We start from the raw sequence: 16,337 nt of genomic DNA on the forward strand, positions 1-16,337 counted from the left end.
CAGGAGCTTAATGCCTGTTCATTAGCCCGGCCCATATTAAAACACCACATTGATATTTAAACCATATCTGCGTGTAGTGGGAGATTGTAAACCCGTACCGCCAGTGCTATAATTATACTGGTCAAGGTCTACATCTTTAAAACGTTTATCTGCGTAGAAATACAGCAGGTTGCGGCCAATTAATGAAACACTTAATTTGTTGATAAAACTTCTTTGTATCCACTGTTGCGGGAAGTTATAAGTAATAGTTACCTCACGCAGTTTTGCATAAGATTTGCTCATTAGGTTCGCTTCAGATACATTGTAATACTTACTTATGTAATCCTGTACCAATGTAACCTGCGTGTTAGGCGCAAATTGAAGATCCTTATAATTTAATATTTCGCCTGTTTCTGAATTGTAGTTGATAGCAACTCCATTACTTACAGCAACCCCATCACCAACATAAATACCCGGGTAAGAAGCATCCCCTGCATGTCCATCATCAGAAAGCCTTGCTTCACCGAATGCACCTTGTACTGTTTCAATATTTCTGCCACCACGCATTGTTTTGTTGTGCATATAATCTGTGGTAACACCACCTACACTACCATCAAATTGAAAACCGATAGAAAGATTTTTCCAGCTAATATTGTTATAGATGCTCCACTGAAAATCCGCATTTAAGTACCCGAGGAATTGAGACACAGGATTTACCAATGGTTTGCCAGCTGCATCAAATACTATTTTGCCGTCTGTTGTTTTTACAAATGCACTGCTGTAAAATGCGTCCACACGGTCACCTGCATGGAAGAAGGTATTATAGGTTGCTTGTCCTGGTGGTAATTCATCATACTTATCCTGAAAAGTGCTCCAGTTGACAAGCACATTCCAGTTAATACCACTCTTTGTTTTGATGGGTGTACCGGATAATGATAATTCATAACCTGTTTTCTTGGTCTTTAAAGCATTCAGGTAATAATAATTATAACCCGTTGCAGATGAAATAGGGTTCTGAAGAATTCTTGGTCCATCAATATATTGAAAACCTGTTGCTGAAAAACCTAAACGGTTTTTCAGGAATTTAACATCTATACCAGCTTCATAACTTACGCGGTTAAAGGTTTTGATATTAGGGTCGTAAAGGTTTCCTGAATAATAGGCAGCGGTTTGATTATTGTACGGCTTACTGGTATTATATAATGCAACGAGGGAATAATCTGGTCCGCCGTAAGGAGACAAATAATTGTTGCCATAATCCAGTGGATAATCATACAATGAGTTTCCTGATGGGCTTGTTCCAAAAGCGGTAATAGAATTAAACGGAGCAGTACCAACGGTTGATGAAGTGGCATCGCCATGTACGGCCGCATAAGAAGCTCTTACTTTTAAGAAAGAAATTACATCCGGCATCTTTACGTAATCTGAAATAACTGATGACGCAGAAATACTTGGATAGAAATAGCTGTTATTTCCTTTAGGTAATGCCGATGATTTATCAACACGACCTGTAACGGAGATTGTTGCATATTTACCAAGGGATGCATCTAAAGAATAGTATGCACTATACACACGCATATCAGCATTAAAACTGCTTGCCTGTATTGGATTCAACGAATTACTAAAACTGTATACATTGGGGATATTAAGATAATCAGTAGATGTCCAGCTAGAATTATAATTAAACAATCTTGCATTACCTCCTACCAGGCCTGAAAGATTCAGGAATTTTGCGACAGTATAATTATAGTTTAACTGGATATCAGAGTTGCTTTCAAAAAGATTTCGCCTATCTTCCCTGTAATCGCCCATGTTTCCTTCACGACCGTATGGGTGAGCAGAAAAAGGCATTTTTTCTGTTCTCAACAAATCATAAGTTGATATTTGGGTACGCAGGTTTACATTTAAATGATCGTCAATTTTGTAATTACCCGATACATAGCCATAAATATCACTTTTGTAATGTCCGCGAAGCCATTCATTCACCATAAACCATGGATTATGATAACGCTGGTATTCCGCGAATACAGATTGTGTACCCACTTTCCCGGTTTGCCATTCACCGCGAATATCCGGTGCATTCACATCCCAGTCCGCACCAGTCCATACAGCAACATTATATAATAAACTGTTAGGGCCATAATCCACATCAGGATAGTTTGGCGTGTACTGCCTGTTGAAATTAAGATTGGCATCTATCTTTAATCGTTTACTTACATTGTATGATCCAAACATGTTGAAGTTGGTAATATTCAACTCCATATTTGGAATCATGCTCTGCTGGTAGGAATGTGACAAAGAAAAACGAAGACTATAATTATCTCCTGTTGCGTTTAAAGCAATGTTATTCGTTGTCTGAAAACCTGTTCTTAAAAAATTTCCCAGGTTATTCTTGCCACGTGCAATCCATGGTGTAGGCTCTATATTACCCGTCCACGTCAATCCTCCGGGGTAAGTAGTGGTATAAGTTGTATTAGGATCGTATTTGCCATCGTACTGCGGAAGAAGACGTCCATCAAAACGTGGACCCCACACATCATAGTCATTATCAAATAAACCACCACCTTTACCATTTCCAAAAGCGTATAACTGGTTTTCACCAGGACCGTATTCATCCTGCAATCTTGGAAAAGCAAGAAACCCCTGGTCAATCGAATTTGTTGAATTCAATTCAACCGTAAATCCCTTTGTTTTTAATCCTTTCTTGGTTGTGATAAGTATAGCGCCATATTGTGCACGGCTACCATATAATGCAGCTGCAGCGGGGCCTTTTAGTACAGTATATGATTCAATATCGTCAGGGCTTATATTCCATGTGTCTGAACTAATGGGCACCCCATCTACAACATATAAAGAAAGCTCATTGCCACGTAAAATAACGGTTGGCTTTCTTAACAATTCTGCGGAAGCACCAACTGATAACCCGGCAACCTTACCAGTTAAACCGGTTATTGGATTTTGATCTCTGGCTTTAATAAGATCTTCTCCTTTTACTTCCTGTATAGAATAACCCAAACGTTTAATTTCTTTCTTTACACCTAAAGCTGTTACCACAACATCTGTAAGCTGGTTTTCGTTTGAAATTATTTCAATACTCAAAAAAGCATCGTCATTTACTGTAATTTTTTTTGTTTGATAACCTACATAAGAAACAGAAAGCTGGTCATTCTTATTTGCTGCAATAGAAAAATTACCTTCCGTATCCGTAAGCACAGATTTTTTTGTTGTAGTGTTTTCAACAGTTGCAGATGCGACAGGCTTTTTGGCTGCTGCATCTGTAATATGGCCTTTCAACTGCATGCTCTGTGCATGAACATGCAGCAATAAAAAAAGAGACAAACATCCAATAATCCATCTCTTTTGTACCTGGTTAAAATGCTGCTTCATAACGTTAATTTGGTTATTGATGCGGCAAAACTACCTGTGTATGCATACTGTTTCCCAAGAAAGTTGGTTAACAAATAGTAAAGCAATTGTAAACTTTTTGTGCGTTAACAATTACTTAATGTGCAGTAATACTAAACTTTAAAATTGTTTCGTAAAATAAAGAGAAAAGATTTTTTTAGCCGGCAATAATCTTTATGGCATCGGTTGTTGTGTCACTCTCTTGTACGTTCGGAACGTTAATGATCAATTGTAAATGGTGAATAAGAAATTGCTGTTATTCACCACTCAATTGCACGGGTGCACACCGGAACAAAAGCTAAACCGCTATTCAGCAGACGGGCACATAAATTATTCTTCATCAAAAAAATATATAACCAACATTTCATAAGGCTCATTGCTCAAACATTTTGTGTGGTGCTGTTTGCGGGCATTATAATAAAAAGAATCACCTGTTTCAAGTATATATTTTTTACCGTCGATTGTGTATTGCATTTTACCCTTGATCATATAGTCAAATTCATGAGCCTGTGTAGACACATACCCTTTACGTGCATCTTTTTCCTGACGGTATAAAACAACATCTACCAGTTTGCCATGTAGTTTGAAAGATGTTATACGATAATAAAATGAGCCCTTAGTATATTCCTTTTCGATAGACTGTTGTGCCGAGGCTTTTATAATAAGCGGCTCATTGGGTTCTGTGGTATCAAGCTTATCAAAAAAATCATTCAGGTCTACATGCAATGATTTAATGATACTAAGTAATACAGTCAAAGAAGGAACAGTGCGGTTGTTTTCTATTTGAGATATAAGGCCTTTTGTTACTCCCACCTCTTCGGCCAGTTGCTGCAAGGTTATTTTCTTGCCTTTTCTTTTTTCTTTTATACGGTTACTTATTTGAAGAATAAGGTCGTTACTCATGAGAAATTTTTTGGATATTCATTAGAGGAACAAGATAAATAAAATCCATCGTACTATTTGAAACGAAAATAATTCCCATTCCCAGGCAGGCAGGTTATTAAATCGTTAATCAAAAATGAAGGCCTCCCTAAAGGGAGGCCTTACGTTAGACATAGGCTGTCATTCTGAAATACTTATATGCTATGACAAGCGGTGGTGCATATTCGCACTACAGAATGACAATAAGATACCTATTATTATAAGCTTACTTGTTTTTCGAGCATCATCTTGCGCAGGTTTATTAATCCATAACGCATTCTGCCGAGTGCAGTATTAATGCTGCAGTTGGTAACTGCTGCTATATCTTTAAAACTCATATCACCAAAATGGCGCAGTACAATTACTTCGCGTTGTTCTTCTGGTAATGCAGAAAGCATTTGATGCATGCGATCATAACCTTGTTTCTTAATGATCTTTTGCTCCGCATTTTCGTTTACTACTACAATAACATCGAATACATCTTTGTTATCGCCGGTAACAATAGTTGGCGTACGTTTAACCTTGCGGAAATAATCTACACAAAGGTTGTGCGCAATACGCATGGCCCAAGGAAGAAACTTACCTTCTTCATTGTAACGTTTGCTGCGCAATGTATCAATGATGCGTAAAAAAGTTTCCTGGAAGAGATCCTCTGCCAGAAATTTGTCTTTCACAATAAACTGAATTGAACTGAACAATTTGTCCTTATAGCGGTTGATAAGGGCTTCAAGGGCATAGGAATTGCCATCTTGAAAAGATAGTACCAGTTCGGTGTCGGTGAATTCGTTAAACTTTCTCATAATAAATATGCTTTTGGATTTCAAGCATGCCGCTTAAAGTACGTTTGTTTCGGTTTTTCTTGGACAGTAAGTGGCGATGAGTATAAATTTGACAATAGGCGGATGAGATTGTGTGGTTTTGTGAAGATATATAGAATATTGATTTTAATTGTATGCAATTTGTAAAAAATTTGTGAATTACTATAATTAAATAGTGCTTTGATATATTAAATTCAAATAAAATTTATGTCTGATAGAATTATAGCAAAGAAACCGGCGAAAGTGAAAATGCATAAACATAGCAAATCGGCAAACGATATTTTTATTAAAGGTGCAAGGGTACATAACCTTAAGGATATTTCTGTCTCATTCCCCAGAAATAAATTTATAGTTGTTACTGGTGTTTCGGGTAGTGGTAAATCATCACTTACTATAGATACTTTATTTGCAGAAGGCCAGCGAAGATACGCTGAAAGCCTTAGTGCTTATGCAAGGCAGTTTATGAGCCGTATGGTAAAGCCTGATGTTGATTATATAAAAGGTCTATGCCCGGCTATTGCTATTGAGCAAAAAGTTATTACAAGGACACCACGAAGCACGGTTGGAAGTATGACAGAAATATATGATTATCTGCGCCTGCTTTATGCACGTGCTGGCAGAACTATTTCTCCGGTTAGTGGCAGGGAAGTTAAGAAAGATGATGTTGCCGATGTACTTAAGGCTATCAAATTATTATTGGTTGGTTCAAAAGTAATTATACTTGTTGCTTTTAAACAGCACGCCAAAAGAGAAATAAGGGAAGACCTGAATATTCTTATACAAAAAGGTTTCTCACGCCTATTCATCAATGACCAGGCTGTTAAAATTGAAGAACTACTGGAACTAAATGACAAAGCACTTAATGAAAAAGTAAATACAAAAAAATTACAACCCTATATTTTAATTGACCGTATAGTAACCAGGAACTTTGATGAAGACGACCTGCACCGCATTTCTGATTCTATTGGTACAGCATTTTATGAAGGCGAAGGTGAGATGTATGTACAGGTAAATGGTGTTGAGTTACTACACTTCAGTAATAAGTTTGAACTCGATGGAATACAATTCGAAGAGCCTGTACCTAATTTATTTTCTTTTAATAATCCTTTTGGTGCCTGCCCCACCTGCGAGGGCTTTAGCCAGGTGCTGGGTATAGATGAAGACCTGGTAATACCAGACAGAAGACTGAGTGTGTACGATTCCGGAGTTGCTCCATGGAAGGGTGAAAAGCTTGGATGGTGGAGAGAGCAATTTGTAAAGGGCGCCAAATCCATTGACTTCCCCATTCATAAACCTATTGCCGATCTTACCCCTGCACAATACGAGCTTTTATGGAACGGCAAAGGAAATGTTTATGGTATTCATGCTTTTTTTAAAGAAGTGGAGCAAAATCTTTATAAGGTACAATACAGGGTTTTGCTCAGCCGCTATCGGGGTCGTACCAATTGCCCGGATTGCCATGGCTTTCGTTTACGCAAAGAAGCGCTCTATGTAAAAGTAGGCGGCAAACATATTGGTGAATTGTGCCAGATGCAAACCAAAGACCTAAAGCAATGGTTCAATAAATTACAGTTAAACGATCATGACAAACAGATTGCTAAAAGAATATTGATAGAACTACATCAGCGTTTGCAAACATTGATCGATGTTGGTCTTGGTTATCTCACCTTAAACCGTTTGGCCAATTCCTTAAGCGGTGGTGAAAGTCAACGCATACAACTAACGCGCAGTCTTGGAAGTAACCTCACTAACTCCTTATATATATTAGATGAGCCTTCTATTGGGTTGCATTCAAGAGATACAGAAAGGCTCATCAATGTATTAAAACAATTACGTGATGCTGGCAACACGGTTGTAGTAGTGGAACATGATGAAATGATGATGCGTGAAGCAGACCATATTATAGATATGGGGCCACTCGCCTCTCATCTGGGTGGCGAAGTAATTGCAGCAGGCAATTATAATGAGATCATCAGTAATCCCGAAAGTCTTACCGGTAAATATCTCAAAGGTGAGCTGCAGGTAAGCATTCCAAAAGTGAGCAGGAAATATTTACGTTACCTGCGTGTTGAAAATGCAAGGCATAACAATTTAAAAGATATCACAGTTGAATTTCCATTAAATATGCTTTGCGTGGTTAGCGGCGTTAGCGGCAGTGGTAAAACAACATTGGTAAAACAAATTTTATACCCGGCACTTAAAAAAATAAAAGGTGAGTTTGCAGACAAAGTTGGTTTTCACAAAGCACTTACCGGCGATGTTGATTACATTACGCAGGTAGAACTCGTTGATCAAAATCCCATTGGTAAATCATCCCGCAGCAATCCTGTTACTTATATAAAAGCATACGACCAGATACGCGACCTCTATGCCAATCAACCGCTTTCCAGAATTCGTGGTTTTCAGCCCAAACATTTTTCTTTCAATGTAGATGGTGGCCGATGCGATACTTGTAAAGGAGAAGGTGAACAGGTGGTTGAAATGCAGTTTCTTGCAGATGTGCACCTCACCTGCGAAGTATGTGGTGGAAAAAAATTCAAAGAAGAAGTTTTAGAAGTCCAGTACAAAAACAAAAGCATTTTTGATGTGCTGGAACTAAGCGTTGATGAATCCATAGAATTCTTCAAAGAAGAAAAAACATTGACAAAAGCATTACAGCCATTGCAGGATGTTGGTCTTGGTTATGTAAAGCTTGGCCAGAGCAGCGATACGCTTAGCGGCGGCGAGGCACAGCGTGTAAAGCTGGCATCTTTTCTTGGCAAAGGCAAAGCAAGCGGCAATGTGCTGTTCATTTTCGATGAGCCAACAACAGGACTGCACTTTCACGACATCAATAAGCTCCTTACTTCCTTCAATGCGCTGATAGAGCAGGGTCATTCCATCATCGTTATAGAACACAACACAGATGTTATAAAGAATGCAGATTGGGTAATTGATCTTGGTCCTGAAGCCGGAGATGCAGGTGGCAATCTTGTGTTTGCCGGCAAGCCCGCCGATCTTAAGAAAGTAAAAGAAAGCTATACGGCAAAATTCCTGTAACAGTTAAAGAGTATTTATAAAGTAAAAAACATTTTTATGAACCCGTCTGCAGAACCTCTATGATGCTTCTGTTGCGTCGCACTCTTGTACTGTAACAATGCTATTATCAAAAAAGATCAAACAACTTTTAATTTTGAAATTGTACAACATTCAACCGAAATGAAAAAAGCTTTTATAATTATCTCAATCATTTTTTCAATCCTGCCACATAAAATTTTTTGCCAGGATACCATTAACTGGCGGCCTTCTTACAAATTAACATGGCAGGATTTCAGGGCCAAACCAGACGAAGCTTCCGAATTTGGCGCGTTAAGCGATTGCAGTATATCATACAGCTTTATTTACAAAGACGATTCACTCTCTTTTAAGATCGCATCATTATTTACAAGGTCAAAATCTTGGTTAAAATTCAGAGATGATACTATATTACTTAAACATGAACAAGGCCATTTTGATATAAACGAATTGTTTACAAGAAAACTAAAGAAAGCATTCAAAGCTTATTCGTTTAACCCTGTAAGCGTTAATAAAGACCTCGAAGCAATTTTCAATAAAGTATGGGAAGAGAAGAAAGCATTTGATGCACGCTACGATAAAGAAACAGATCACTCTATAAATAAAGCCAAACAACTTGAATGGAGTGAAATGATCGCAACGGAACTTAATGATCTGAATGAATTCAAATAATCTGGCACTGTGCCACCCTCCAATCGAAATAATATAACTCAATAATTTCGGTCTGTGCGGAGAAAACCGATAGAAAAAAAAATTACAAAAATAAATAACCAAACTGCAAAAAGAACTGGAAGATGTAAAGAAAGAAAGGGATCTGCTGAAAGAGATTGTGATGAAGTGAGGGGAGGAAAATTTGGCGTTGCGTAGAATATCTTAAATCTTTGTGAGTATATAAATAAGAAACAGAACAATGAAAACAACCCTTTTAATTTCCCTTTGCTCAATTATTATTAGTTGTAGTTCAAGTAAATCTTTTTATAAATAATATTCAGGCGGTTTAACGTATTGGAATTATTCCATTACGTTAAATTCCGACAGTAGTTTTAGCACTTTATTTCATAGCCATTTAAAGTCTGATACTGCCACAGGCATTTACTCAATCTTCGGGGATACTATTTTTTTTAAATACAGATACAACAAGGATGATTCAATACAAGCAAAACCCTTGATAGAACATTCAAAGGCAACATGGAATAGTGCATTGCTATTTGCTAAATCAAATTATAGAGATACAATTGCCATTTTAGAAAAGAAGCAGTTGTTGTACATGGGCTCTAAATTAAAACCAAAACATTCCGACTAAACATTCTCGTCCGCCATGGTTCGTGTCACACGAACCATTTCTACGTTTGGCATTGCGTTTAATAATATTAATCTTTGCGTTAGCTACAAGCATTTTGCAGCACCCTAAAATTTTAAACGATGACTTATAAAACTTCTTTAGATAAGACTGCTATAATTATAACAATTGCTGTAACTGTTTTATTTGCCTTTATTATAATCGGGCAATTCGCAATCATCAAGGATGAAGGAAGTGCCATTCCAATTTACACAACAACAGCCTGCCTGCTTATTTATTTTTTGGCATTTGCATTCACGCCTGTTAATTATATTGTTACTACTGAAGAAATTATCGTTCGCAGACCACTTTCGAATGTTCATATAAAAAGAGCCGACATTAAAAGCGTAGAATTAATTGATAAGAATAAAATTGCAGGTTCATTGCGCACATTTGGCAACGGCGGGCTATTTGGATATTATGGAAACTTTGCAAATTTTTCTTTAGGCCGTATGACGTGGTATGCAACCCGCCGTGATAAACCTGTTTTAGTCACAACCACAGCCAACAAAAAAATTATCCTCACACCAGATGAACCAGAGAAATTCGTAAAAGAATTTAGTGAATAGTGTTTCTATTGCTTTGTCTTCCCCACCAACCGAAAATAATTACTACAACAAAATGTACCTTCAATAAAAACATCACTTCACCAATAACTGCAATACTATGAGACAGAAACTAAATTTAATAACGCTTGGCGTTGATGATTTTGAAAAGTCATTGCACTTTTATGAAAAAGGGTTTGGCTGGAAAAAATCTGAAAAAAGCATCGACGATCTTGCATTATTTCCTTTAGGCGGAATAACACTTGCATTATACCCCAGGAAAGAACTTGCCGCAGATGTAACAGTAGAATACCAGCCAACAACATTTTCAGGCTTAACGCTTGCCTATAACACCAAATCAGAAAAAGAGGTAGATGAGGTTTTGGCAAAAGTTGAAACACTTGGTGCAACAATTATTAAACCTGCACAAAAAGTATTCTGGGGCGGTTATAGTGGTTACTTTAAAGACCTTGATGGTTATGTAATTGAAGTTGCACATAATCCTTTTTGGGAGCTTGATGAAAACGATAATCTGAAATTATAAAATCAACAGCATGTGGCACACAGATACATTATGGTTTGAGATAGCCATCGTTAGCATTATATATGCAGCGGGCAATATTCTCTTTGGCCAGTTTGAAGAACAAACACCCAAATGGCGCAGGATAGGTAAATACATTCTTACGCTGGTTATTGTAATTGCACTCTCCGTTTACTTTGGAAGAACTGTTGCTATGCTTGTGCTGTCTGCTTTCATAATTCCTTTCCTGTACATTCATGCGTATTACCTACCAAAGAAAAAAGGCATACACGGTTTTACAGGAGAGCCAAAATCAAAATACTATGACTTCAGGGGATGGGATAAAAATATTTTTGACAAGTAGAAATAAGAAAGGAAGTCTTTTTTGAATTTACTTTTAATCTTTAATTGTTTACTAAAAAAAGTTCATCCATTTTCCGAACGCACAAGTGAGTGACACAACGAAGATGCCATGAAACCTTAAGCCGGTAAACAAAAAATAACAACAATAAAAAACGGTCTGAAATATCAAACCGTTTTTTATAAAATGTCTTTATGTATTTACACTCTTATTGCTGTTGCCGTTGTGTTTAAAATATTTGTATTGATAACTTCTGCTTTTACCGGCAATTGTAAATACCAGCATACACCCGCAAGCAGGAAATTAAAATAATCATCAGGCAGGTTATTAATGCCCGTTGTATAACTGTCAAGCTTTATAGTAAGCTGCGCAGGCGCATCAGGGATTCTGTATATAGACAAAAATTTTGTGGCTACAAAATCTAAATTGTAATAAAATGAATTGCCATACAATTGTACGCAGCCATAATTATTATAGGTAGCCTGCGGATCTATAAGACCAACATCGAAACCATATTCATTTTTGAAAACATGTTTAGGCATGCGCTTGCCTTCTGTGTAAACCATGAATACTCTTCTTGTGCCATTGCTTTCTAATCTTGCTGTATGCAGGGGCACATCGTAATGCATGGAGAAAATTGTTTCCGTGCCACTGAGCAGTTCAACATTTAATTGTCTTCTTCCCTTGATAGGAAACGTTTCATGATTCTGGAGTAGTAAATTCATGGTGCGTATTTTAGTAAAACTAACATCCCGAAATGGTACTTGACCGAATTAATGAAATGGTAATAATAAGATAACAATGCCGCCACAATCTTTAGCAGTAATGAAATTAACCATAAAATTTTTGAAGCCAAAAGCGCATTGTCCACATAATAAAATGGTGATTGTTAATTACTTTATGAACATACGATTGTTAGGTTGGTACTACTACGAGTTGTTACACTTAATTTGCAGAGGATTTTAAAACAGATATAATATTTGTATAAAGAAATAGCACAAAATGCGTGCATCTATTCAACGTTTTTTTCCTTTATTGGTACTGGTGGGTGTTGCACTTAATGCAACAGGATTATTCAATGATGTGCTTGAACCCGATGGCACATTGTATGCTACCATTGCCAAGCATATGGCTTTGAGCAATGACTGGATAAATCTTATAGGTGATAACCACGACTGGCTTGATAAACCACATTTTCCTTTCTGGATAACTGCGTTTAGTTATAAAATTTTTGGCATAAATTCTTTTGCATACAAGTTCCCGGCATTTTTATTCTGGTTGTTTGGTATACGATTTACTTATCTGCTTGCAAAAGAATTATATAATATAACAGTGGCGCAGGTTTCTGTACTGGTTTATGTAATAGCATTACATTCTGTACTTGCCAATTTTGATGTAAGGGCAGAGCCTTACCTTACCACACTTACAATCGGCAGCATATATTATATGTATAAAGTATACAGGGAAAAGAAATTTTCTTATATACTGCTTGCTGCATTGCTTGCCGCCTGTGCCGTAATGACAAAAGGCATTTTTGCGTTACTTACTATTGGTGGTGGTTTTGTTATGTACTGGATAGTAAACAAGGAATGGAAAGAGTTTATTAATTATCGCTGGTATGTTTTAGTATTATTGATACTTGTATTTATACTTCCCGAATTGTATTGCCTGTATATGCAGTTTGATCTGCACCCGGAAAAAGTTGTGTTTGGAACAACGGGTATTTCGGGTATAAAATTCTTTTTCTGGGATAGCCAGTTTGGAAGGTTCTTTAACACCGGGCCAATACAAGGCAGCGGTGATATAAGTTTTTTCCTGCACACCACATTATGGGCTTTTCTTCCTTGGTCGGTTGTGTTTTATATTGCGGTTGTAAGATTATTCCGCAGGAATAACAGGCTTACCAATAAAGCACAGTGGATCATCTTTGCCAGCGCCGGTTTAACATTTATATTATTCTCGTTTTCTAAATTTCAATTGCCGCATTATATTATTATACTGTTTCCACAGTTTTCTATAATGGCGGCAGATTATCTTGTAAGATTGTTTGAAGGTAGTTCTGCAAAGGCGCAGAAAGCAATATTTATTTTACAGACTGTGATCCTGGTTATTGTGGCCGCAGCAGTTGTATTTCTTTGCATCTATGTACAGTTGCCATTGCAGGCACTAATTATTTTTTTAACCGCATTTATTTTAACCGCCTCGCTTATCTTATTCCGGAAGGTTTCTTTCATAAATATTTGTTTCAGAAGTTTTGCTTTTGCTTTGATCCTCTACCCATTTCTGAATTTTATTTTTTACCCGTACATAATGCAATACGAAAGCGGGATGGTGGCAGCAAGATGGCTGAATGAGCACAATTATAAAACGCCTGCCGCCATGTATAAGGAATTCATGCATTCATTTGAATTTTATGCGGCAGGTGAACCAGCCTGGCTTTATAATAATGATGATGTAAAAAACTTTGCTGCTGCGCACCAGCCTTGTGTTATTTATGCTGCAAAAGAAAGCGTTGACAGTCTGCAGCAGGCTGGCCTCAAAATAAAAGTGCTGCATAATTTTGAATATTACCGGATAAGTATGCTTACAGGCGAGTTCCTGAATCCTGCGACAAGAACAGCAGTAACGAGAAAAACAGTATTGTTACAAGTAATGCCTGAGTAAATTTGAAATAAGTAATTATGGTTGTGCTAGCTGTATAATGGACAAAGCGTACAAGTGAAACCGTCTTGTACTGGAAGAAGCCAGACAAGAAAAACTATATAGCAGCAATACAGCTGGCCAAAAAAAATTGCATGAATGAATTTAACCTGGAGAATTTTTATAAACTGATAAGGTTTGGTATTACCGGTCTTATTGGTATGGTGGTAGATTTTAGCACTACCTGGCTTGTGCGTGAAAAATTAAAATGGAACCAATATGTTGCTAACTCTTGTGGATTTACACTGGCTGTTATCAATAATTATCTGATTAACCGCTACTGGACCTTTCACAGCAATCAAAACTGGCTACCGGAATTTGGAAAATTTTTACTATTTAGCCTAATAGGGTTACTGCTAAATAATAGCCTGCTTTATTTTTTTCATGAAAAACTTAAAGTGCGGTTTTATTATGCCAAAGCAATGGCCATAGGTTGTGTATTTATCTGGAACTTTTTCTCCAATTGGCTGTACAATTTTCACTAAGATTTCCGTATTTATGTAAATTTCTCTGTTGAGGCTTAATGGAATGTGAAAAATCACTTGCCCAAAGTGAAAAATCACCTTGCATATCAACCGGAATTGTATTAATATCGTATCTTAAGAGTATGATCAGTAAAACACCATTTATGAATACGTTAACCGACAAATACACCGAAAAAAAACACTTACTAACCGTGGCTCCGGATTATATACCGAAAGCTGAAAAAATATCTAAAAAGCAATACATACGGTTTACAAATATTACCAGCGATGATCTCGCACCGGAACTCCTGGAAGCTCATATTATAGCGTTAATGCGCAACGGGTTGAGCTAAACTCAAAAAATAATTTACAGGTTTTACACTTGTTTAATTAGCAGGTGCGGCATTACATGGATTTGGAAAATCTTATGTTCTGATAAAATAATATTGGTTAAAACAATAATTAGTGTTTCTCACATTTTTTTTCGTGAAAAACACGGGTTTGTCCTGTGATTTTTCCACGTAATCTTGTAGTGGAAACCAGCGCAAAACCTTTTACTCAAATTATCGAAAGTTTCAACCTTAATCCATAGCCGTTATTAACGGTTTTAGGAGAATTTTTTAAAAGAACCGGTACAATTGCCGGTTCTTTTGCATTCGGGAAATTTTTTGGATACCGGCAATAGTTTTCTATAGCATCTTCGTTGCGTCGCAAGCACTTCGCCTGCATTACTAATGGCACCAAGACAAGCGTGGTATAAATTTTATCCGAAGCATTTCTTAAAGCTTTGCTGTTTTTATATTTCATTTCTTATTCTTTTGTACTTTGCCAACTTAACCGGAAGTATAACATATGAACAAAATTATAGAGCAGTTAAAACAGGCCGTAAACATTTCTCCCGATAATATTCCTTTGCGTTTACACCTGGCAGAAATGATGTTGCAGCAAAATCTTCTATCCGAAGCATCTGAGCAGTTTTCTGAAATATTAAAGAGAGAACACAGCAATACAAAAGCGCTAGGCGGATTGGCAGATATTTATTTCAAACAAAATAAATATTCTGCGGCTATTATTTTATTTGAGCAACTACAACAGCAGCACGCCTTAAACTTCGAGAACAAAATAAAACTGGTTCGTTGCCTGTTGAAAGAAAATTCAATAACACAAGCTAAAGAAATTTATGCGCAGGCATTAACAGAACAACCAAATTTCCGTGACGCAGAAATTGATTCCGTTTTAAGAATGACTGGTATTGAGACCGGGATGGATGCAGAAGAGTTATTAGAAGAACTAGCAACATCAGGTAAATATTTTATGGAGAAGCCTTCTGTAAAATTTGCTGATGTTGGTGGCATGCAAAAAATAAAAAGTGAGATCTCATTAAAGATCATTCAGCCTTTAAAAAATCCTGATCTCTATAAAGCCTTTGGGAAAAAAATAGGCGGTGGTATTTTGATGTATGGTCCGCCGGGTTGTGGTAAAACATTTCTCGCCAAAGCAACTGCCGGTGAAATTGATGCTAAGTTTATAACACTTGGCCTGCATGATATTCTTGATATGTGGATGGGAAATAGTGAAAAGAATTTGCATGAAGTTTTCCAGGCAGCAAGAAAAAATACTCCCTGTGTTTTATTTATTGATGAAGTAGATGCATTAGGTGCAAGCAGAAGCGATATGCGCACAAGCGCTATGCGACAGATCATTAATCAATTTCTTGCCGAGTTGGATGGTGTAAAAGATAGCAACGAAGGTGTATTGATATTAGCAGCCACCAATGCACCATGGAGTGTTGACAGTGCTTTTAGAAGACCGGGCAGATTTGATCGTGTAATATTTGTGGCACCACCTGATGAAGAAAGCAGGAAAGAAATTCTTGACTCGTTGATTAAAGATAAACCGACAGAAAAAATAGATACAAAAGATATCGCCAAACTTACACCGGGTTACTCCGGTGCTGATCTTAAAGCTTTAATTGATATTGCTGTTGAAAGCAAACTGGAAGAATCTTTAGCAAAAGGTTCATTGCAGGCTGTAACACAAAAAGACATTACCAAAGCAATTAAAGTACATAAGCCGACAACAGCAGAATGGTTCAGCACTGCACGCAACTATGCGTTGTATGCAAATGAAACTGGTTTGTATGATGATATTTTGCAGTATTTAAATTTGAAGAAGTAAGACACGAATTAGAGAGAACTAACTGCGCGAATAACGCGAATTGTATGGATCCA

General features: G+C 37.1%; 14 protein-coding genes. 9 read left to right on the forward strand and 5 right to left on the reverse strand.

What is annotated here, in order from left to right; genetic code table 11:
- Positions 1-36 precede the first annotated feature (36 nt).
- The 3 genes from FRZ67_RS07405 to FRZ67_RS07415 all read right to left on the reverse strand — a co-directional run bounded on the left by FRZ67_RS07405 (position 37) and on the right by FRZ67_RS07415 (position 5,105).
- Positions 37-3,366 (reverse strand): SusC/RagA family TonB-linked outer membrane protein, encoded by a 3,330-nt coding sequence (locus tag FRZ67_RS07405; protein ID WP_147188933.1) that lies wholly within the window; start codon positions 3,364-3,366, stop codon positions 37-39.
- Between the two features lie 348 nt (positions 3,367-3,714).
- On the reverse strand, positions 3,715-4,287 hold the full coding sequence (locus FRZ67_RS07410) for a helix-turn-helix domain-containing protein (protein WP_147188934.1): 573 nt from the start codon (positions 4,285-4,287) through the stop codon (positions 3,715-3,717).
- 236 nt (positions 4,288-4,523) lie between these two features.
- On the reverse strand, positions 4,524-5,105 hold the full coding sequence (locus FRZ67_RS07415) for an RNA polymerase sigma factor (protein ID WP_147188935.1): 582 nt from the start codon (positions 5,103-5,105) through the stop codon (positions 4,524-4,526).
- A 225-nt stretch (positions 5,106-5,330) separates the two neighbouring features.
- Here FRZ67_RS07415 and uvrA point away from each other — a divergent pair, with 225 nt between their 5' ends.
- The 5 genes from uvrA to FRZ67_RS07440 all read left to right on the forward strand — a co-directional run bounded on the left by uvrA (position 5,331) and on the right by FRZ67_RS07440 (position 10,945).
- Positions 5,331-8,162 (forward strand): excinuclease ABC subunit UvrA, encoded by a 2,832-nt coding sequence (gene uvrA, locus FRZ67_RS07420; RefSeq protein ID WP_317131456.1) that lies wholly within the window; start codon positions 5,331-5,333, stop codon positions 8,160-8,162.
- Between the two features lie 159 nt (positions 8,163-8,321).
- Positions 8,322-8,849, forward strand: a complete 528-nt coding sequence (locus tag FRZ67_RS07425) for a DUF922 domain-containing protein (protein ID WP_147188936.1) — start codon at positions 8,322-8,324, stop codon at positions 8,847-8,849.
- 750 nt (positions 8,850-9,599) lie between these two features.
- Entirely contained in the window at positions 9,600-10,085 is a 486-nt protein-coding gene (locus tag FRZ67_RS07430) for a PH domain-containing protein (protein WP_147188937.1), read from the forward strand.
- Between the two features lie 97 nt (positions 10,086-10,182).
- Positions 10,183-10,605 carry a VOC family protein gene (locus FRZ67_RS07435; protein WP_147188938.1) on the forward strand — a complete coding sequence of 141 codons (423 nt, stop codon included), beginning with the start codon at positions 10,183-10,185 and terminating at the stop codon, positions 10,603-10,605.
- A 10-nt stretch (positions 10,606-10,615) separates the two neighbouring features.
- The gene (locus tag FRZ67_RS07440; protein WP_147188939.1) at positions 10,616-10,945 is read left to right on the forward strand and encodes a hypothetical protein; all 330 of its coding nucleotides are present in this window, start codon (positions 10,616-10,618) and stop codon (positions 10,943-10,945) included.
- Positions 10,946-11,142: 197 nt separating this feature from the next.
- On the opposite strand, the gene FRZ67_RS07445 is transcribed toward FRZ67_RS07440, so the two are convergent.
- A complete protein-coding gene (locus FRZ67_RS07445; RefSeq protein ID WP_147188940.1) occupies positions 11,143-11,667 on the reverse strand; it encodes a hypothetical protein in 525 nt (174 codons plus the stop codon).
- Between the two features lie 277 nt (positions 11,668-11,944).
- Between FRZ67_RS07445 and FRZ67_RS07450 the strand changes: the two genes are divergently transcribed.
- The 3 genes from FRZ67_RS07450 (at position 11,945) to FRZ67_RS07460 (ending at position 14,459) form a co-directional block, all read left to right on the forward strand.
- A complete protein-coding gene (locus FRZ67_RS07450) occupies positions 11,945-13,606 on the forward strand; it encodes an ArnT family glycosyltransferase (protein WP_147188941.1) in 1,662 nt (553 codons plus the stop codon).
- 131 nt (positions 13,607-13,737) lie between these two features.
- The gene (locus tag FRZ67_RS07455; protein ID WP_147188942.1) at positions 13,738-14,127 is read left to right on the forward strand and encodes a GtrA family protein; all 390 of its coding nucleotides are present in this window, start codon (positions 13,738-13,740) and stop codon (positions 14,125-14,127) included.
- Positions 14,128-14,270: 143 nt separating this feature from the next.
- Positions 14,271-14,459, forward strand: a complete 189-nt coding sequence (locus FRZ67_RS07460) for a hypothetical protein (protein WP_147188943.1) — start codon at positions 14,271-14,273, stop codon at positions 14,457-14,459.
- A gap of 205 nt (positions 14,460-14,664) precedes the next feature.
- Here the strand turns inward: FRZ67_RS07460 and FRZ67_RS07465 are convergent, their stop codons facing one another.
- Positions 14,665-14,913, reverse strand: a complete 249-nt coding sequence (locus tag FRZ67_RS07465) for a hypothetical protein (protein ID WP_147188944.1) — start codon at positions 14,911-14,913, stop codon at positions 14,665-14,667.
- A 45-nt stretch (positions 14,914-14,958) separates the two neighbouring features.
- Between FRZ67_RS07465 and FRZ67_RS07470 the strand changes: the two genes are divergently transcribed.
- Positions 14,959-16,284, forward strand: coding sequence for an ATP-binding protein (locus FRZ67_RS07470; RefSeq protein WP_147188945.1), 1,326 nt, complete (start codon positions 14,959-14,961; stop codon positions 16,282-16,284).
- Positions 16,285-16,337 lie beyond the last annotated feature (53 nt).

Source organism: Panacibacter ginsenosidivorans, assembly GCF_007971225.1.
Lineage (GTDB): Bacteria > Bacteroidota > Bacteroidia > Chitinophagales > Chitinophagaceae > Panacibacter > Panacibacter ginsenosidivorans.